Source organism: Sphingopyxis sp. (assembly GCF_035998905.1).
Lineage (GTDB): Bacteria > Pseudomonadota > Alphaproteobacteria > Sphingomonadales > Sphingomonadaceae > Sphingopyxis.
On sequence record NZ_DASYHG010000018.1, the window covers coordinates 58,825 to 76,612 of the forward strand.

The following is a 17,788-nucleotide window of genomic DNA, read 5'->3' on the forward strand; positions in this document are numbered from 1 at the left end:
CGGCGGGAGCGGTTGAAACGCTCCCGCCACCCGCCTAAGGCCGCAATCGATGACCAAGGCCCCTGCCCTGCTGCCCGAAGGTTTGCGCGACCGCCTCCCCCGACAGGCGGAGGCCGCGTCGCGCGTCACCCGCGCGCTCGTCGATGCGATGCGCGCGCATGGCTATGGCCGCGTGTCGCCGCCGCTCGCCGAATTCCGTGAAACGCTGGGCGGCGACGACGATCGGTCTTCGCGCGACCTGCTCCGCTTCACCGATCCGGTATCGCAGCGCACGCTGGCGCTGCGCCCCGACATCACACGGCAGGTCGGCCGCATCGCGACATCGCTGCTCGCCAAGGCGCCGCGCCCGCTGCGCCTCTGCTACGCCGGACAGGTGGTGAAGCTGCGTGCGAGCCAGCTCCGCCCCGCGCGCGAAATGCTCCAGGTCGGCGCCGAGCTGATCGGCAGCGACAGCGTCGCCGCGGCGCGCGAGATCGTCACGGTCGCGATCGACGCGCTCGAAGCCGCGGGAATCGGCCCCGTCACGATCGACTTCACCCTGCCCGACGTCGTCGATCTGCTTGCGAACGGCCCGCTTCCCGTCGACGCCGATATCCAGCAACTCCGCGACGAACTCGATGCCAAGGACGCTGGCGCGCTTACGCGGATCGGCGCCGCGGCCTACCTGCCTTTGCTCCGCGCAACGGGGCCCTTCGATCAGGCGATCGCCGACCTCCGCGCGTTCGACATCAGCGGCGTCCTCGCGGCGCGCATCGATGCGCTCGAAGCGATTGCCGCGCCGATCCGCGATCGCGTGACGCTGACGCTCGATCCGACCGAGCGCCACGGCTTCGCCTATCAAAGCTGGTTCGGCTTCCAGATCTTCGTTCCGGGACAGGGCGACGCGGTGGGCCGCGGCGGCGGTTATTCGATCCCCGTCGGCGAACAGGAGGAGTCGGCGGTCGGCTTCTCGCTCTATCCCGATCCGCTGATCGACGCGGGCCTCGGCGCCGAAGACGACGCCGACCGCCGCATCTTCCTGCCGCTCGGCCACGATCCCGCGCTCGCGGCGAGCCTGCGCGCCGACGACTGGCAGACGGTCGCGGCACTGTCCGAAGGCGACGACGCCCGCGCGCTCGGTTGCGGGTTTATTCTCGGCCCGGACGGACCGGTAGAGGCTTAAAAGTCAGCCCCGCCGAACCGCGCGATCCCCTGATTGACCCCCGGCGGGTCGAGCACGGTCACGTCGAGTTCGACGGGTTCGCCAATCCAGTGCGCCAGCGTCGTATGATCGGCAAGATCGTCATCGGTCAGCGGATGGACCAGCGCGCGAAGCCCCGTCGCCGCGATCAGGGCGGCGACGGCATCCTGTGCGCGGGCGAGGAAATGCACCTCATATTGCGCGATCGGATGCGGCCCCACCGCACGGTCGGTCATCGCGCCGACGAACAGGATCGCGGGATCGCGCCCGAAATCGTCGCGCAGCGCCGCCGCTACGGGGCGCTCGGCAGGATCATAATAGATGTGCGCGTGATAGGGCGCGTCGGGGTTTGTCATACAGGCATCGCTTTCCGGGTCACATCGCCCCGGACTTGATCCCGGGCCTGCCTGTCTTGAAGGAAAAGGCGGGTCCGGGGTCAAGCCCCGGATTATTCCCCGGTCCGGCGATCATTTTGAACGCTTCGGCTAGCGTGATGCCGATGCAACGGAACGATCGCCACGAACAGCTGTTGTCGGAATATCGAAACTGAAATCGAGGGCGGATCGCCCTCGCCGTCGGAGAAAGAGAATGAAAAAGCTTCTCACAATTTTCGCACTTGGCAGCTCGCTATTGGTCCTGTCGGCTTGCAACACAGTGGAAGGTGCAGGGAAAGACGTTGAATCCGTTGGCGACTGTGCCGATGGAGTGAAAGGCAACTGCTAGCAGCGGCATCGGGAATTTGCGGGAACCGGCATAGCGGAACGGCAACCAGTCACCGCTAGCCGTTCCTACCGCGCGAACACCCGCTTCAACCACGCATCGACCGTCGCCGTCGGCGCATAGGACGGATCGCCCAGCCGCCGGTTGATTTCGGCGTGTCCTTGCAAGCCTTCGCCCGAAAAGCTCCCGCGCTCGACTCTGCTCCCGCCTGCAGTCAGCGCCCTGTCGAGCGCCTCCGCCTGTCGAACCCCGTCGGGCCGCTGGACATGGAGGAGCAGGAATTGCGGCGCATTGGGTGCGGCCGCCTGTAGCGTCGGCGACAACGCCTTTTGCCGCGCCGGATCGGTCCCGAACGCCTGAGCGTATGTTTTCTGCATGATCGGCGGCCCGTCCTTCATCTGCGCGGGTACGTCATAGGCGGCACCATCGATCGGAATGACGCCGGCGATGTCGGCGAAGCCCAGCCCTGCAGCACGCAGATATTTCTCGTCGGTGCCAACGAGCGCAACCAGATGCGCACCTGCGCTATGTCCCATGATCGCGATCCGCCGCCGATCGATACCAAGGCTGTCCACACGGTCGATCAGCGCCTTCACCGCGCTCGCGACATCGGCCGCCTGCTGCTCGACCGTCGCATCGGGAACGAGGCGGTAGTTGATCGACGCAAAGGCATAGCCTTCGCCCGGATAATGCACCGGCTTGTACCGGCCCGTCGCATTGTCCTTGCTGCCGCGCTTCCAGCCGCCACCGTGGACGAAGACGACCAGCGGTGCCGGCCGCTTTGCATTCTTCGCGCGCCACACATCGAGAGTCTGCAACGCATCGCTGCCATAGGAAATCGTCTCGCTGCCGGGCGCCTTCGGCCCCTCGTCGGCACCCATGCGTTCGGCGAGGCGCTCGCGCAGCCGGTCGCGCAGTTTCTCGCGCGCGTCGGCGAAGGGCGCCGGTACCGTCACACTCGCGACCGCGAAGGCGGCCAACACCGCATATCCAAAGCAGTTTCGTTTCGTCATGGCGCGTCTCCGCTGTCCCGGCGGTGCCGTTCTCGGCCGCAAATGTCGCAAAATCATCCCGCTTTGGGTTGCCTCTGCGGCCAAATCCGCTAAGGCCGCGCCGGGCCGGAAGGGCCTCGCACAGCAGGACATCGTCATGGCAAATGTTACCGTCATCGGGTCGCAATGGGGCGACGAGGGCAAGGGCAAGATCGTCGACTGGCTCGCCAGCCGCGCCGATGCCGTGGTCCGCTTCCAAGGCGGTCACAACGCCGGCCATACATTGGTCGTCGGCGAGCAGGTCTACAAGCTTTCGCTGCTCCCCTCGGGCATCGTCACCGGCACGCTGTCGATCATCGGCAACGGCGTCGTCCTCGATCCCTGGGCGCTGCGCGACGAGATTACGAAGCTGCGCGGCCAGGGCGTTGCCATCAACCCCGAGAATTTCGCGATCGCCGACAATTGCGCGCTGATCCTGCCTTTCCACCGCGACCTCGACGCGCTGCGCGAAACCGCCGCGGGCGCGGGCAAGATCGGCACCACCGGGCGCGGCATCGGCCCCGCTTATGAAGACAAGGTCGGCCGCCGCGCGATCCGCGTCTGCGACCTTGCGCATCTCGACAAGCTCGAGCCGCAGCTCGACCGCCTGACCGCGCACCACGACGCGCTGCGCGCCGGTTTCGGCGAGCCGCCGATCGATCGCGAACGGCTGGTCGCCGACCTCCGCAAAATCGCCGACTATGTGCTCGAATATGCGCAGCCGGTGTGGAAGCGCCTGAAGAAGGTCCGCAAGGCCGGCGCGCGCATATTGTTCGAAGGCGCGCAGGGCGTGCTGCTCGACGTCGATCACGGCACCTATCCTTTCGTCACCAGCTCGAACACCGTCAGCGGCACCGCTGCGTCGGGTTCGGGCCTCGGCCCCTCGGCGGTGGGTTTCGTGCTCGGCATCGCCAAGGCCTATACGACGCGCGTCGGCAGCGGCCCCTTCCCGACCGAGCTCGAGGACGAGATCGGCCAGCGGCTCGGCGAGCGCGGGCATGAATTCGGCACCGTCACGGGGCGCAAGCGCCGCTGCGGCTGGTTCGACGCCGTGCTCGTGCGCCAGAGCTGCGCCGTGTCGGGCGTCACCGGCATCGCGCTGACCAAGCTCGACGTGCTCGACGGCTTCGACACGATCCGCATCTGCACCGGTTATCGCCTCCGCGGCAAGATCCTCGACTATTTCCCGGCGCATGCCGCCGATCAGGCCGAAGTCGAGCCGATCTACGAGGAAATGGACGGCTGGCACGAATCGACCGCGGGCGCGCGCAGCTATGCCGACCTGCCCGCGCAGGCGATCAAATATATCCAGCGCGTGCAGGAACTGATCGAAACCCCGATCGCGCTCGTGTCGACGAGCCCCGAGCGCGAGGACACGATCCTGATTCGCGATCCGTTCAGCGACTGACGGCGGCGACGTCGCGGATCGCCGCGACGAAGCCTGCCGGGTCGTCCTCCTGGATGAAATGCCCGCCCTTCAGCGTGCGGTGAGCGATGCCGCGCGTTCCCGGAACCCGGCTCGTGAACAGCGCGTCGCCACCGCGGGTGATCGGATCGCCGTCGGAAAAACAGCAAAGGAACGGCTTGTCGAATCCCTCCAGCGCCGCCCATGCGCGCTTCTGGTCGGGTACCGCGAGATTGTCGCCCAGCGGGACGAACGACGGATAGACGCGCGCCGCAACCTTCGACGCGCGCGTCGGGAACGGTGCATCATAGGCCGCGATCTCTTCGACGCTCAATTCGCGCTTCGTCCCCGCCTTGACGATCTTGCCGATCGGGAAGACCGGGCTGTAGCGCGAGAAGGCGCGCCAGATGGCGAAGGCGCGCGGCGCGGGCTGGCCTTCGGGAAGGCCGCCGTTCGACAGCGCGACCCCGGCGAAGCGTTCGGGGATTTCGGCCACCAGCCGCAGCCCGATCAGCGATCCCCAATCCTGGCAGGCGAGGATCATGTTTTTCAGGTCGAGCGCCTCGATCCACTGGCGCATCCACGCAACCTGCGCGGCATAGCTGTAGGCGCCGCGATCGAGCGGCTTGTCCGACCGGCCGAAACCGACGAGGTCGGGCGCAACGACGCGAAAGCCCGCCGCGGTCGCCGGGCCGATCATGTGGCGGTACAGATAGGACCAGGTCGGCTCGCCGTGCAGCATCAGCACCGGCTGCGCGGCGCGTTCGCCCTCGTCGACATAATGGACACGCAGCCCGTCTGCGATTTCCAGATAGTTCGGCGCATAAGGCCAGTCGGGCAACGCCGCAAAGCGCGCATCGGGCGTGCGATAATTGGTCATGATGTCGATCCCCCCAAACGCATCTTAACCGCCGCGGCCGCACTGGCAACCACTTGCCGGGCACCGCCAAAACCGTCAGGGTCGCGCGATGCGTTCGTGCATCCTCTCCGCCTCCCTGCTGCTCGGTGCGTGCGGCGCCGCCAGTTCGCAGCCGGCGCTGCCCGCGGGGACCAAGGTCGACCGCCTGCTTGTCGACAAGAGCGACCGGGTGCTGATCGCCTTTGCCGGGAACCGCGAGGTCGTGCGCTATACGGGCATTCGCTTCGGCGACGCGCCGCAGGGACACAAGCAGTTCGAGGGCGACGAGCGCACGCCGGAGGGGCGCTACACGATCAACGGGCGCAACCCGAAGAGTGCGTATCACCTGTCGCTGCGCATCTCCTACCCCAATGCCGCCGACCGCGCTTATGCAAAAGCGCGCGGCCGTTCGCCCGGCGGCGACATCTTCATCCACGGCCAGCCGAACGCCTGGCCTGGCCCCGCCATCGCGCGCGACTGGACCGATGGCTGTATCGCGCTATCGAACGCCGAGATAAAACAGCTGTGGGACATCGTTCCCGACGGTATCCCGATCACCATCAGACCTTAGGAACCCGCCATGCCCCGTCATATCCTCGTTTTCTACGGCAGCTATCGCCGCGACCGGCAGGGCATCAAGCTCGCGCGTTGGATCGTCGAGGCGCTGAACGCCCGCGGCGACAGCGCGGAACTGGTCGACGCCAAGGCCATTGACCTGCCGATGCTCGACCGCCGGTTCAGCGATTATGCGCCGGGCGAGGCGCCCACCGCGATGGCCGAACTCGCCGCAAAAATTGCCGCCGCCGATGGTTATGTCTTCGTCACCGGCGAATATAATGGCGGGCTCCAGCCGGGGCTCAAAAATCTCGTCGACCATTATCTCGACGGTTTCGCGTGGCGCCCCGCCGCGATCGCCTCCTATTCGGCGGGTCCGTTCGCCGGGGTTCGCTCGGCGACGGCATGGCGCACGACGCTCGGTGCGATGGGGATGGTCGTCACCTCGACCCCGCTCGGCCTTGCCCGCATCGGCGGTGCGTTCGATGCCGACGGCAATCCCGCGGGCGAGGACGGCACGCGGATCGCGCGGGCCTTCGCGCGCTTTGCCGACGACCTCGGTTGGTGGATCGACGCCGCCAACGCGCAGCGCGCGGCAGGGGCTCCGCCCTTCTAGCCCGATTTGAGCTCGGCGTTCAGCCGCAGGCTCGCACGCCAGAAGAAGAAGGCGGGGATCAGTCCCAGCCAGGCGGCGCCGTAAAGGACATAGCGCACGCTCTCGACCCCGACCGCCGGCTTCAGCATCTCCGAGGCGATTCCGAACAACAGCGGGCCGAGCCCGAGGCCGATCAGATTCTGGAGGAACAGCATCACCGCGCTCGCCATCGCGCGCGCCTGCGGGCGGACGAGGCCGTGGACGCAGGCAAAGGTCGGCCCGTAATAAGCAGCGTTGAGCATGGTCGGAATGAAGAGCAGCGCGATCGCGACATGCCATTCGTCGACCCAATAGCCGAGAAAGAGGATCGGCGCGGCGATCGCCATGCCGACCGCCGGAGTCGTCAGCATGTGCCGCCTGTCCACCTTGCCGAAACGATCGGCGAGATAGCCGCCAAGCCAGGTTCCCACGATGCCCGCGACACCAAGCGCGACGCCGAGCAGCAGCCCGGTCTCGCCCGCGCTCAGCCCGTGCGAACGCTGGAACAGGATCAATGCCCACACGCCCTTGCCGTAACCGAGAAAAGCGGTGAACGACGAGGCGATGGCGATGTAGAGGAACGCGCGCGTGCCGAAGACTTCCTTGAGCGCGCCGCCGACATTGAACTCGGTAGCGGGGGCGGCGGCATCGGCCGACGCCTTATGGCGCACCTCCTTGATCATCAACGGCAGGACGAGGGCAAGCAGGATGCCCGGAACGCCGACGACCATGAAAGCGATGCGCCAGCCCCATGCGTCGGCAATGAGCCCGCCCACGATCAGCCCGAGCAGGCTGCCGATCGGAATACCGAGTCCGTAGAAGGCAATCGCCGACGCGCGCTTTGCGGGCTCGACGCGATCAGTGATCAGCGAGTGCGCCGCGGGCGTGCATCCCGCCTCGCCCACCCCGACGCCAATCCGCGCGAGGAGCAATTGCACGAAATTCTGCGCCATGCCGCAAAGCACGGTCATTCCCGACCAGATGGCGAGCGAGACCGAGATCAGTCCGATGCGGTTGGTCGTCGGCTTGTCGGCGTAACGCGCGATTGGAATACCGAGAAAGGTGTAGAAAAGCGCAAAGGCGAGGCCGGTAAGCAGCCCGATATCGGCGTCCGAAAGCGACAGGTCGCGCGCGATCGGCTCGGCGAGGATGTTGACGATCTGGCGATCGAGGAAGTTCAGGATGTAAACCGCGAGCAAGACCCACAGCATCCGTCGAACCGGTGTCGCCGCACCACCTGCCGGCGCCGTTGCGGCGGCCGTCATCGCCTCATTCTGGCTCATCATTTTCTCCCGTGACAACATGGGAGCAACACACGGCATCCATGTCAACGCCATTGGGGCGAGCCGAAAATGCCCACTTGCAATTGCCGCTACGGCTGCCAGCCTGCGGCGCATGCAAAAAATTTCGCTGCTCGCCGCTTCCGCCCTGCTCGCGATCACCCCGGCCGCCGCGATGCCGCCGCCGCTTCCCGAGGTCGAGGGCAAGGATGCCGCGACACTGCGCGCGGAAATGGAAAGCGGGCAAATCTACGAAGGTCTGACTCCACTTGTCTATCTCGACCGGGTCGGCCGGATTGACGATTACGGGCCGAAGCTCGATGCCGTCATCGCGACGCGGTCTCAGACGGAGCTCGGTGACGAAGGCAAGCGGCTCTACGACGAGCGGATGGCGGGCAAGGCGCGTGGGCCGCTTCACGGCATTCCCATCCTGATCAAGGACAACGTCGAGGTGGCCGGGCTGCCGACGACTGCGGGATCGCTCGCACTGAAGGACAATGTGACCGGCCGCGATGCGCCGCTCGTTGCGCGCCTGCGCGAAGCCGGCGCGATCATCCTCGGCAAGACAAACCTCAGCGAATGGGCCAACATCCGGTCGGACAATTCGACGAGCGGATGGAGCGCGGTCGGCGGCCTCACCAAAAATCCCCATGCGCTCGATCGCAACACATGCGGCTCGTCATCGGGCAGCGCCGCCGCGGTTGCAGCCAGTCTCGCGCCGCTCGCGATCGGAACCGAAACCGACGGCTCGATCACCTGCCCCGCCGGGGTCAACGGTATCGTCGGTTTCAAGCCGACGGTGGGCCTCGTCAGCCGCACGCATATCGTGCCGATCAGCCACAGTCAGGACACGGCCGGGCCGATGACGCTGACGGTGCGCGACGCCGCCGCGGTGATGAGCGTGATCGCGGGCAGCGACCCCGCCGATCCCGCGACAGCCGAGGCCGATGCCCGCAAGATCGACTATGTCGCCGCGCTGTCGCCGGATGCGCTGAAGGGCAAACGCGTCGGGGTGATGCGCGACCGTGTCGGCGACCGCGCCGATGTCGCGGCGCTCTTCGGCGCCGCACTCAAGCAGATGGAAGGCCTGGGTGCGACATTGGTCGAGATCGCCGACAGCCGGAAAGGCAGTGAGGGGCTCGGTGCCGCCGAGTTCGAAATATTGCTCACCGAACTCAAGGCCGACATGGCCGCCTATCTCGGCACCCTGCCGGACGCGGATGCACCGAAATCGCTGGCCGACCTCATCGCCTTCAACAAGGCCAATCCCGAAGAGCTGAAATGGTTCGACCAGTCGCTGTTCGAGATGGCCGAAAGCAAGGGCGGGCTCGACAGTCCCGCCTATCTCGCCGCGCGCGAAAAGGCGGCGCGGCTCGCCGGGCCCGAGGGGATCGACCGGCTGCTCAAGACCCATGACGTCGACCTGCTCGTCGGGGTCACCAACGGCCCCGCCTGGGTCAGCGACCTTGCCAAAGGCGATAGCTACAACAGCCCCGGCACGAGCCAGCTCCCCGCCGTCGCCGGTTATCCGCACCTGACCGTCCCGATGGGCGCGGTCGAAGGGCTGCCGATCGGCATCTCGTTCATCGGGGCCAAGTGGAGCGACGCCGACGTGCTGGCGGCGGGCCATGCCTATGAGCAGGCGAGCCGGAAGCGCGTGACGCCGGCCTATCGGGCCAGCGCCGCGCCCTGACCCTTACGCCGGTTTTTTGAACCGCATCATGAAACGGTCGGTCTTGCCGCGGATCGCGGGGTCGAACACATTCTTGCTGTGGTCGTCCGCCGCTATGCGCAGCGCATCGCTGTCGCCGTCGAAGACGAAGCCCGCGCGCTCCATGTCGGCGCGCACTTTCGCAGGGTCGATGCGGTGCAATTTTTCGACGAGTTCGCGCGTATCTCCCGCGGGACCGGCATGATCGACGACGATCACAGATCCGCCGGGGCGCACCGCGCTGAGCCAGTTGGCGAGCATCGCATCGACATCGACGCGCGGGAATTCGAACTTCTCGCTCTGCCAATAGAGGTCGTGATAGACGAGGTGGGTAAAGATCATGTCGACGCTTTTCGGCGCCAGCACGATCGTATTTACCGGCCGAACCATCGGCGCCATGTTCGGATAGGCCTTGGCGATCATCGCCCAGGTTTCCGCCTTGTGGAACCGCGGCGGATTCATCGGGATCACCGTGCCTTTGGGGCCGACGAGATCGGCGAGCATTTCGCTGTAATAGCCATTGCCCGCGAGCAGGTCGGCGACGGTCGACCCACGCTTCACCTGCGCAAAGGCGAGCACGTCGGCCGGATGGCGCCCTTCGTCGAGCTTGCGGTTGTCGGCAAGCCGGTCCTTGTCGGCGACAGCGGCGGCAACCGCCTTGTCGGGCGCGGCGGCTGCCGCGGGCAGGGTCAGCAAAAGGGCAGCCCCGAACAGCGGCGTCAGCAGTCGATATTGGCTCATAATATCTCTCCCCGGTTTCAGCATTATCTGAAACCGGGGAAAACGGATCGCGAGCGGCGTTCGACCAGCGGTCGCCGCGCGGCGATCAGCGCCGGTCGCTACGCCGTTTCCAGCCCATTTCCTCAAGTTCGAGCAGTTCCATCGGCACGTGAATGGCGCGCACCGCGAGCCGGACCTCGACAAGGAACAGGATCAACGAGACGAGCAGCAGCAGCATCGCCGCCGCAAAGGCCCATGACGCCGCGACCCCTAGGTTGATCCCGGTGAAGGCCTGGGTGAACAGTAGCGCGACGAGCACGCAGACGACGATCCCGCACGCGACCGCGGAGAGGATCGAATTGTTGATGATCCCCATCCTTCGGTCGGCGATGCGCAGTTCGGCGACGATGCGATCATGCTCGAGGCCCTCGGTCTCCGACCAGCGCTCCATCAGGTTGCGCGACCGGTCGACGACGCGCGCGAGCCGGCCGGCAATGACGTTGAGCAGGCTGCCGGTCGCCACCAGCAGGAATACCGGTGTGACCGACAACTGGATCGTTTGCGCGATCGCGCTCGCGTCGAGGGTCATTATCCCCCGCTGCCCGCCGCGACCGACGGGGTGTTCACGCCGTGCATGGCGAGGAACTTGCGAACGTTCCGCGCCGCCTGGCGGATGCGCTGTTCGTTCTCGACCATCGCGATGCGGACATAGCCTTCGCCGTCCTCGCCATAACCGACGCCCGGTGCGACCGCGACCTTGGCGTGAGTCAGGAGTTGCTTCGAAAATTCGAGGCTGCCCATCTCCTTGAGCGCGGGGGGCAGCGGTGCCCAGGCGAACATCGACGCCTTGGGGCTCGGGATATCCCAGCCCGCGCGGCCAAAGCTTTCGACCATCACGTCGCGGCGCTTCTGGTACAGTTCGCGGTTCTTCGCGACGATGTCCTGCGGGCCGTTCAGCGCCGCGCACGCCGCGGCCTGGATCGGGGTGAAGGCGCCATAATCGAGGTAGGATTTGACGCGCGTCATCGCGGCGATCAGCCTTTTGTTGCCGACCGCGAAGCCCATGCGCCAGCCCGCCATCGAATAGGTTTTCGACATCGAAGTGAATTCGATCGCGACGTCCTTCGCGCCCGGCACCTGCAGGATCGAAGGGGTGGGGTTGCCGTCGTAATAAAGCTCGGAGTAGGCAAGGTCCGACAGGACCCACACCTTATTCTCCTTCGCCCAGGCGACGAGGCGCTCGTAGAAAGCGAGGTCGACAGACTCGGCGGTCGGGTTCGACGGATAGTTGACGACAAGGATCGACGGGCGCGGCACGGTGAACGCCATCGCGCGGTCCAGCGCGCGCCAGTAATTCTCGTCGGGGGTCGTCGGCACGCTGCGGATCGTCGCACCCGCGATGATGAAACCGAAGGTGTGGATCGGATAGCTGGGGTTCGGCGCGAGCACGACGTCACCGGGGCCGGTGATCGCGGTCGCAAGACTGGCGAGCCCCTCTTTCGAGCCCATCGTCACGACGACCTCGGTTTCGGGGTCGAGCTCGACGTTGAAACGGCGCGCGTAATAATTGGCCTGCGCGCGGCGGAGGCCCGGAATACCCTTCGACTGCGAATAGCCGTGCGCATCGGGCTTCATCGCGACTTCGCAGAGCTTCTCGATCACATGCGCGGGCGGCGGCAGGTCGGGGTTGCCCATCCCCAGGTCGATGATGTCCTCTCCCGCAGCGCGGGCGGCCGCACGCATCGCATTCACTTCGGCGATGACGTAGGGCGGCAGGCGCTTGATGCGATAGAATTCATCTTCGGACATGGGAAACTAGAACAACTCCTTTGCGTTAGGTGTGGTTGACGCGCGCGGCAATCTCGCCAGCGGCATCGCGGCTTGTTATAGGCATAATATCCGCACTGACCAGCAGGAACGAGCATGAACGATACGGGCAAGGACGACACGATCGAAACGCCGAATCCCTTCATGCCATCCCCCGACGACATGCAGCATTGGGCGAGCGTTATCGGGCGCGCGCAACAGATGATGCTCGAATATGCGCTGGGTCAGGCGAACGAGGGCAACACCAGCGCTGCGGCGCTGTTCGATCCCGCCAAATGGCTCGACAACCCGGCGACGAAGCTGTGGACCGAGCAGTCGTCTAAAATGTGGGAACAAGGCGTCGCCTTCTGGACCTCGCTCGCCAGCATCGGCCAGCCGATCGTCCCCGACGCGCCCGAGGCCGCGAAGGACCGCCGCTTCACCGACCCCGAGTGGATCGCCAATCCGGTCTTCGCGATGATCCGCCAGACCTATGGCCTGCTCGCCGAACAGATGCTGGAGACGACGCGCCAGTTCGAAGGGCTAGATCCCGCGGCGCGCGCGAAAATGGAATTTGCCGCGAAGGCAATGGCCGACGCGATGGCGCCGACGAACCTCGCGCTCACCAACCCCGAAGTGATACGGCGTGCGGTCGAGACGCGCGGCGAAAGCCTGCTCAAGGGTCTGAAGCACATGCTAACCGACCTGTCGCGCGGACAGCTTTCGCATGTCGATCCCGATGCGTTCGAGGTCGGGGTCAATATCGCGACGACCCCGGGCAAGGTGATCCACGAGACCGACCTCTACCAGCTCATCCACTACACGCCGACGACGAAGGAGGTCTTCACCGTCCCGCTCGTCATCTTCCCGCCGTGGATCAACCGCTTCTACATCCTCGACCTCAACCCCGCGAAAAGTTTCGTCGCCTGGGCGGTCGAACAGGGCCTCAGCGTGTTCGTCGTGTCGTGGAAGTCCGCCGACGCGTCGATGAGCGAGATCGTCTGGGACGATTATGTCGCGGCGCAGGTCGATGCGATCGACACGGTGCGCGAAACGCTGGACGTCCCGCACGTCCACACGATCGGCTATTGCGTCGCGGGCACGACGCTTGCCGCAACGCTCGCGATGCTGTCGGCGCGCGGCGAGGCCGACAAGGTGAAGTCGGTGACCTTCTTCACCGCGCAGGTCGATTTCGAACAGGCCGGCGACCTCAAGATGTTCGTCGACGACAGCTATCTGGCGCTGCTCCAGCAGCTTTCGGCGCCGGGCTTCCTCGACGGGCGCTATATGGCCGCGACCTTCAACAGCCTGCGCGGGCGCGACCTCATCTGGAATTATGTCGTCAGCAACTACCTGCTCGGCAACGACTATCCGCCGTTCGACCTGCTCTACTGGAACGGCGACACGACGAACCTACCGGCGAAATGGCACCGCCAGTATCTGGTCGACCTTTATCGCGACAATCGCATGGTGATCCCGAACAGCCTGTCAGTGATGGGGACGCCGATCGACCTCAGGAAGATCGAAACCCCCGCGTTCATTCAGGCGGGGCGCGAGGATCATATCGCGCCGCTTTCGAGCGTCTGGCGCCTGATGGACCATCTGTCGGGGCCAAAGACCTTCCTGCTCGCGGGTTCGGGGCATATCGCGGGAGTCGTCAACCCGCCCGCCGCGGGCAAATATCAATATTGGACAGGCGATAGTAGCGCCGCGACGCTCGACGATTTTGTCGCGGGCGCCTGCGAGACCAAGGGCAGCTGGTGGCCGCACTGGATCGGCTGGATTTCGGCACAGGATAGCGCAAAAACCGCCGTAAAGGGCGCGCGCATCCCCGGAAAGGGCGCCAAAAAGGCGATCGAGGACGCACCCGGACGCTATGTCAAACAGCGGTAATATCTAGCGAATATCTTCGCCGTCGGGGCGCGGCAGCAGAATTTTGTGCAGTGCACAAAAAATACTCTTGAAATCGCCGCGCCGCTCCTATATTGTGCACTGCAACATAAAGGAGTTGTCCCTATGGCTACCAAGATGGATAGTGCCGAAAAGGCTTTCGAAGCCGCGACGCTGGAAACCCCCGCAAAGCCGGTGGCGACTCCTGCTGCCCCGGCCCAGGCTGCTGCACCCGCAGTCGCTCCGGCCGCGGCCCCTGCCCCGGTCAAGACGGTGAAGGCAAAAGCCAAGCCGGCCGCGAAGAAGGCTGCTGCCCCCAAGGCCGCCGCCAAGAAGGTCGCTCCCAAGAAGGCGACCGTGAAAATTGCATCCAAGCCCCTCAAGGCCGCGCCGAAGCCGGTCGCTGCCGCCACCAAAGGATTCAAGACCATGAACGACACCGTCAAGAAGTTCGCCGACGAAGCGAAGACCCGCGCCGAAGCCCTGACCGCCGACTTCAACGAGAAGGCCAAGGAAGCGATGAGCAAGACCAGCAAGCTCGCCGAAGAAGCCGTCGAATTCAACAAGGCGAACGTCGAAGCCCTCGTCGAAGCCGGCAAGATCGCTGCCAAGGGCATCGAAACGCTCGGCCAGGAAGGCGTGACCTATGCTCGCAAGAGCTTTGAAGACACGACCGCTGCGCTGAAGGGCTACACCGCCGTCAAGACTCCGGCCGACTTCTTCAAGCTCTATGCCGAAAACAGCAAGAAGGCGTTCGACGCCGCCGTTGCGCAGACCTCGAAGACCAGCGAACTCGTCGTCAAGCTGACGAACGACAGCTTCGCGCCGATCTCGAACCGCGTTTCGGTCATCACCTCGAAGATGAAGGCCGCCTAAGGCGCTTTCACCTTCCGTTGGCGCGGGCACCTTCCCCCTCCCTCCCCGCCTGCGCCGACACCCCAAGGCCGCTCGCTTCCCCAGGAAGCGGGCGGTACTTGTTTTTGTGGGGACCCGTTCGCCACGCTGGCGAACAAGAGGTTAAAATCCGCGCGCGCGCCCCTTGCGCTTCGACTGCGGCTTGCGATATTCCTGACATGATGTTTCGAGTTTCCACCCTGTTTCCGGCCCGCGCGATGGCGGAGTCAAACAATGTCCGCGCCATGGCGGACAAGGACGACGGCGCACCGGGCAGCCCCGGCGTCGGCATTGCGACGCGCACGCGCGCCAAGGCCAAAAAACCTTCGATGTACAAAGTGCTGCTGCTCAACGACGATTACACGCCGATGGAATTTGTCGTGATGGTCCTCCAGCGCTTTTTCAACATGGATATCGAGCAGGCGACACAGGTCATGCTGCACGTCCACCAGCAGGGCGTCGGCGTGTGCGGCGTCTTCAGCTATGAGGTTGCCGAGACCAAGGTGAACCAGGTGATGGACGCTGCGCGGCAGAACCAGCACCCGCTGCAGTGCACGCTGGAAAAAGCCTGACCCTTATTCGGCGGGCTGTTTTTGCGCCGCGTCCAGCAGCTTGGGTAATTCCGGAAACAGACGGCGGTAGACGACGTCGGACGCCGCCCTGTCGGCGAGGCCGAAATAGGGATCGACCAGCATCTCCGCAAATTGCTGCCCGGCCGGCGTTGCGATGAAACGCCGGACGGCGGCCAGATCGGCGGCCGACATCAGGCGAAACTGGTTGACCAGAGGCACGTAGATATTGGCCTGTTCTTCGGGCCATACCGCATCGACGCGGGAATGGATCGCCCCGACAAACGCCTGAAGAACGGGCTGGTCCCGAACATCTGGATGCGCGACCGCGAGCCAGCCGAGCGCTTCTCGGGCCACTGCGGAGCGCGTCCGAAATCGCAAATCGCCGTCGTTCGGAGCGACCAGTTCCTTGGCCAGGCCATTGGCTTCGGCCATCACCGCCGGATCGGGTGGCGGCGGTGGCGGCGGGATCGCATGCGCCGGCATCGCGAAAGCAAGGAGCGCGACAAGACTGACGAATGATCGGCCGCGCATATTCGTCCCCCTCATATCAAGCGGATAGCGTATCAGAACGCGCCCCGGGGTCTACCCTGCCCGTGCCGCCTGCTCTGCCTTCAGCGCGGGCGACGGCTCACCCTTCAGATCGCCATAGCCCAGCGGCGCGCCGCACCCCGGACAGACCATCGCCGTCCCGACATCGGTCCCGCACGCGCGGTGGATATAGCGCATCGCCAGCCCGCCCCCGGTCTCGCCGTCAACATAGGCCCAGCGCTCGGCCCAGCCGCGCATCGCATAGAGCACACCGAACAAATCCTTGCCCTTGTCGGTCAGCCGGTACTCGTGGCGCGGCGGCTTGTCCTGATAGGCTTGGCGTTCCACGACGCCTTCCTTCTCCAGCAATTTGAGCCGCGCGGACACGAGCTGCGGCCCGAGGCCGGTGTTCGCGGCGATCGCCTCGAACCGCCGCCGCCCGAAGAACAGGTCGCGCAGGATCAGCAGCACGGCGCGGTCGCCGAGCAGTTCGGCCGACCGCCCGACGGGGCAATAAGTATCCGAAAGATCCGTGCGCCTGGGCATCTCGCGTCCTTAGCCTCCTTCGGCGGGGAACAGAAATCACTTGTCACTATGATTATCATAGTTACGATGAGCAGCAAGAGGAGAGTCGCATGTCCAATCCAGCTGCCGTCATCATTGGAGCCGGCGATGCCACCGGCGGCGCGATCGCCCGCGCTTTCGCTGCCGAGGGGCTGACCGCCTGCGTCAACCGCCGCGCGCGCAACGCCGACCAGCTCGAAGCGCTCGCGCAGTCGATCCGCGATGGTGGCCATAAGGCGCGCGCCTTTCCCGGCGACGCGCGCGTCGAGGACGAAATGATCGCGCTGTTCGACGCGGTCGAGGCCGACGTCGGCCCGGTCGAGGTCGCCGTGTTCAACATCGGCGCCAATGTGAACTTCCCGATCGCCGAAACGACGGTGCGCGTTTACACCAAGGTCTGGGAAATGGCGTGCCTCGGTGGCTTCCTGATGGGGCGCGAGGCCGCGAAGCGGATGAATCCACGCGGCCGCGGCACGATCATCTTCACCGGTGCCACCGCCAGCCTGCGCGGCGGATCGGGCTTCGCCGCCTTTTCGGGCGCCAAGGGCGCGCTGCGGATGCTCGCCCAGTCGATGGCACGCGAACTCGGACCGCAGGGCATCCATGTTGCGCATACGATCATCGACGGCGCGATCGACACCGACTTCATCAAGGGCCGCCACCCCGATTTCGACAATGCGAAGGCGCAGCAGCTGATCCTGAACCCCGATGCCATCGCCGCCAATTATGTCATGCTCCACAATCAGCCGAAAAGTGCGTGGACGCACGAACTCGACCTCCGTCCCTGGGGAGAAAAATGGTGACCAAAAGTCTGGAACTCATCTTCGATTTCGGCAGCCCCAACGCCTATCTGTGCATGAAAGCGCTCCCCGAACTTCTCGACCGCACCGGCGCCGACCTGGTCATCACGCCATGCCTGCTTGGCGGCATCTTCAAGGCGACGGGCAACAAGGCGCCGATGATCCAATATGCCGACGCGTCCGCGAAGCTCGCTTATGAAAATCTGGAAATGCGGCGCTTCATCGAAAGGCACGGCCTCGCCAAATTCCGCCTCAACCCGCATTTCCCGGTCAACACGCTGACGATCATGCGCGGTGCGATCGTCGCGGCCGACGAGGGAAGCCTCGACGATTATGTCGACGCGGTGAACCGCGCGATGTGGGAAGAAGGGCTGAAGATGGACGACCTCGAGGTCATCGCGACCTTCCTGTCGGCGAACGGCTTCGACGGCCCCGCGTTGCTTGCGCGCACGCAGGAACCCGAGATCAAGGCGAAGCTGGTCCAGAACACCGAAGCCGCGGTCGCGCGCGGCGTGTTCGGCATCCCGACCTTTTTCGTCGGCAGCGAGATGTTCTTCGGCAAGGATCGCCTTGCGCAGGTCGAGGAAGCGCTCGGCTGAC

The 17,788-nt window shown here is 65.3% G+C and carries 19 protein-coding genes; 10 read left to right on the forward strand and 9 right to left on the reverse strand.

Translation table 11 applies throughout. The features are described from left to right. Nucleotides 1-49 precede the first annotated feature (49 nt). Nucleotides 50-1,162 carry an ATP phosphoribosyltransferase regulatory subunit gene (locus VGN62_RS09075; protein ID WP_327452947.1) on the forward strand — a complete coding sequence of 371 codons (1,113 nt, stop codon included), beginning with the start codon at nt 50-52 and terminating at the stop codon, nt 1,160-1,162. Here VGN62_RS09075 and VGN62_RS09080 read toward each other — a convergent pair. Both VGN62_RS09080 and VGN62_RS09085 read right to left on the reverse strand, forming a co-directional pair. After that, the gene (locus VGN62_RS09080; protein WP_327452949.1) at nt 1,159-1,536 is read right to left on the reverse strand and encodes a DOPA 4,5-dioxygenase family protein; all 378 of its coding nucleotides are present in this window, start codon (nt 1,534-1,536) and stop codon (nt 1,159-1,161) included. The genes VGN62_RS09075 and VGN62_RS09080 overlap by 4 nt on opposite strands. 432 nt (nt 1,537-1,968) lie before the next feature. After that, nucleotides 1,969-2,913 carry an alpha/beta hydrolase gene (locus VGN62_RS09085; protein WP_414713264.1) on the reverse strand — a complete coding sequence of 315 codons (945 nt, stop codon included), beginning with the start codon at nt 2,911-2,913 and terminating at the stop codon, nt 1,969-1,971. Between the two features lie 136 nt (nt 2,914-3,049). On the opposite strand from VGN62_RS09085, the gene VGN62_RS09090 reads away from it, so the two are divergent. After that, entirely contained in the window at nt 3,050-4,339 is a 1,290-nt protein-coding gene (locus VGN62_RS09090) for an adenylosuccinate synthase (RefSeq protein WP_327452951.1), read from the forward strand. On the opposite strand, the gene VGN62_RS09095 is transcribed toward VGN62_RS09090, so the two are convergent. Then, entirely contained in the window at nt 4,329-5,216 is an 888-nt protein-coding gene (locus VGN62_RS09095; RefSeq protein ID WP_327452953.1) for a haloalkane dehalogenase, read from the reverse strand. The two genes, VGN62_RS09090 and VGN62_RS09095, sit on opposite strands and share 11 nt — an antisense overlap. Nucleotides 5,217-5,304: 88 nt before the next feature. On the opposite strand from VGN62_RS09095, the gene VGN62_RS09100 reads away from it, so the two are divergent. Together VGN62_RS09100 and VGN62_RS09105 are read left to right on the forward strand one after the other, a co-directional pair. Then, complete coding sequence (locus VGN62_RS09100) at nt 5,305-5,805, forward strand: L,D-transpeptidase family protein (RefSeq protein ID WP_327452956.1); 501 nt, start codon at nt 5,305-5,307, stop codon at nt 5,803-5,805. A 9-nt stretch (nt 5,806-5,814) separates the two neighbouring features. Next, nucleotides 5,815-6,405 carry an NADPH-dependent FMN reductase gene (locus VGN62_RS09105; protein WP_327452958.1) on the forward strand — a complete coding sequence of 197 codons (591 nt, stop codon included), beginning with the start codon at nt 5,815-5,817 and terminating at the stop codon, nt 6,403-6,405. Here VGN62_RS09105 and VGN62_RS09110 read toward each other — a convergent pair. Further along, nucleotides 6,402-7,706, reverse strand: coding sequence for a spinster family MFS transporter (locus tag VGN62_RS09110; protein WP_414713265.1), 1,305 nt, complete (start codon nt 7,704-7,706; stop codon nt 6,402-6,404). The genes VGN62_RS09105 and VGN62_RS09110 overlap by 4 nt on opposite strands. 112 nt (nt 7,707-7,818) lie before the next feature. On the opposite strand from VGN62_RS09110, the gene VGN62_RS09115 reads away from it, so the two are divergent. Next, nucleotides 7,819-9,396 (forward strand): amidase, encoded by a 1,578-nt coding sequence (locus VGN62_RS09115; RefSeq protein ID WP_327452960.1) that lies wholly within the window; start codon nt 7,819-7,821, stop codon nt 9,394-9,396. Between the two features lie 3 nt (nt 9,397-9,399). Here VGN62_RS09115 and VGN62_RS09120 read toward each other — a convergent pair whose 3' ends face one another. The 3 genes from VGN62_RS09120 to VGN62_RS09130 form a co-directional block, all read right to left on the reverse strand. After that, nucleotides 9,400-10,155: a methyltransferase gene (locus VGN62_RS09120; RefSeq protein ID WP_327452962.1), complete on the reverse strand. Its 756-nt coding sequence runs from the start codon at nt 10,153-10,155 to the stop codon at nt 9,400-9,402. 85 nt (nt 10,156-10,240) lie between these two features. Next, nucleotides 10,241-10,723 (reverse strand): DUF2721 domain-containing protein, encoded by a 483-nt coding sequence (locus VGN62_RS09125; RefSeq protein WP_327452964.1) that lies wholly within the window; start codon nt 10,721-10,723, stop codon nt 10,241-10,243. Then, entirely contained in the window at nt 10,723-11,943 is a 1,221-nt protein-coding gene (locus VGN62_RS09130) for an LL-diaminopimelate aminotransferase (protein ID WP_327452966.1), read from the reverse strand. The genes VGN62_RS09125 and VGN62_RS09130 overlap by 1 nt, the downstream gene beginning before the upstream one ends. Nucleotides 11,944-12,057: 114 nt before the next feature. Between VGN62_RS09130 and VGN62_RS09135 the strand changes: the two genes are divergently transcribed. From VGN62_RS09135 to clpS, 3 genes are all read left to right on the forward strand, one after another. Further along, a complete protein-coding gene (locus VGN62_RS09135) occupies nt 12,058-13,833 on the forward strand; it encodes a class I poly(R)-hydroxyalkanoic acid synthase (protein WP_327452969.1) in 1,776 nt (591 codons plus the stop codon). Nucleotides 13,834-13,956: 123 nt separating this feature from the next. Further along, nucleotides 13,957-14,706 (forward strand): phasin family protein, encoded by a 750-nt coding sequence (locus VGN62_RS09140; protein WP_327452971.1) that lies wholly within the window; start codon nt 13,957-13,959, stop codon nt 14,704-14,706. A 236-nt stretch (nt 14,707-14,942) separates the two neighbouring features. Then, the gene (gene clpS, locus VGN62_RS09145) at nt 14,943-15,296 is read left to right on the forward strand and encodes an ATP-dependent Clp protease adapter ClpS (RefSeq protein ID WP_414713266.1); all 354 of its coding nucleotides are present in this window, start codon (nt 14,943-14,945) and stop codon (nt 15,294-15,296) included. Nucleotides 15,297-15,299: 3 nt separating this feature from the next. On the opposite strand, the gene VGN62_RS09150 is transcribed toward clpS, so the two are convergent. Both VGN62_RS09150 and VGN62_RS09155 read right to left on the reverse strand, forming a co-directional pair. Continuing rightward, nucleotides 15,300-15,827, reverse strand: coding sequence for a hypothetical protein (locus tag VGN62_RS09150; RefSeq protein ID WP_327452973.1), 528 nt, complete (start codon nt 15,825-15,827; stop codon nt 15,300-15,302). Nucleotides 15,828-15,878: 51 nt separating this feature from the next. Continuing rightward, nucleotides 15,879-16,370 (reverse strand): helix-turn-helix domain-containing protein, encoded by a 492-nt coding sequence (locus VGN62_RS09155; protein WP_327452975.1) that lies wholly within the window; start codon nt 16,368-16,370, stop codon nt 15,879-15,881. 89 nt (nt 16,371-16,459) lie between these two features. Here VGN62_RS09155 and VGN62_RS09160 point away from each other — a divergent pair, with 89 nt between their 5' ends. Further along, nucleotides 16,460-17,191 carry an SDR family oxidoreductase gene (locus VGN62_RS09160; RefSeq protein ID WP_327452977.1) on the forward strand — a complete coding sequence of 244 codons (732 nt, stop codon included), beginning with the start codon at nt 16,460-16,462 and terminating at the stop codon, nt 17,189-17,191. Further along, nucleotides 17,185-17,787, forward strand: coding sequence for a 2-hydroxychromene-2-carboxylate isomerase (locus tag VGN62_RS09165; protein WP_327452979.1), 603 nt, complete (start codon nt 17,185-17,187; stop codon nt 17,785-17,787). Before VGN62_RS09160 ends, VGN62_RS09165 begins: the two co-directional genes overlap by 7 nt. Nucleotide 17,788 lies beyond the last annotated feature (1 nt).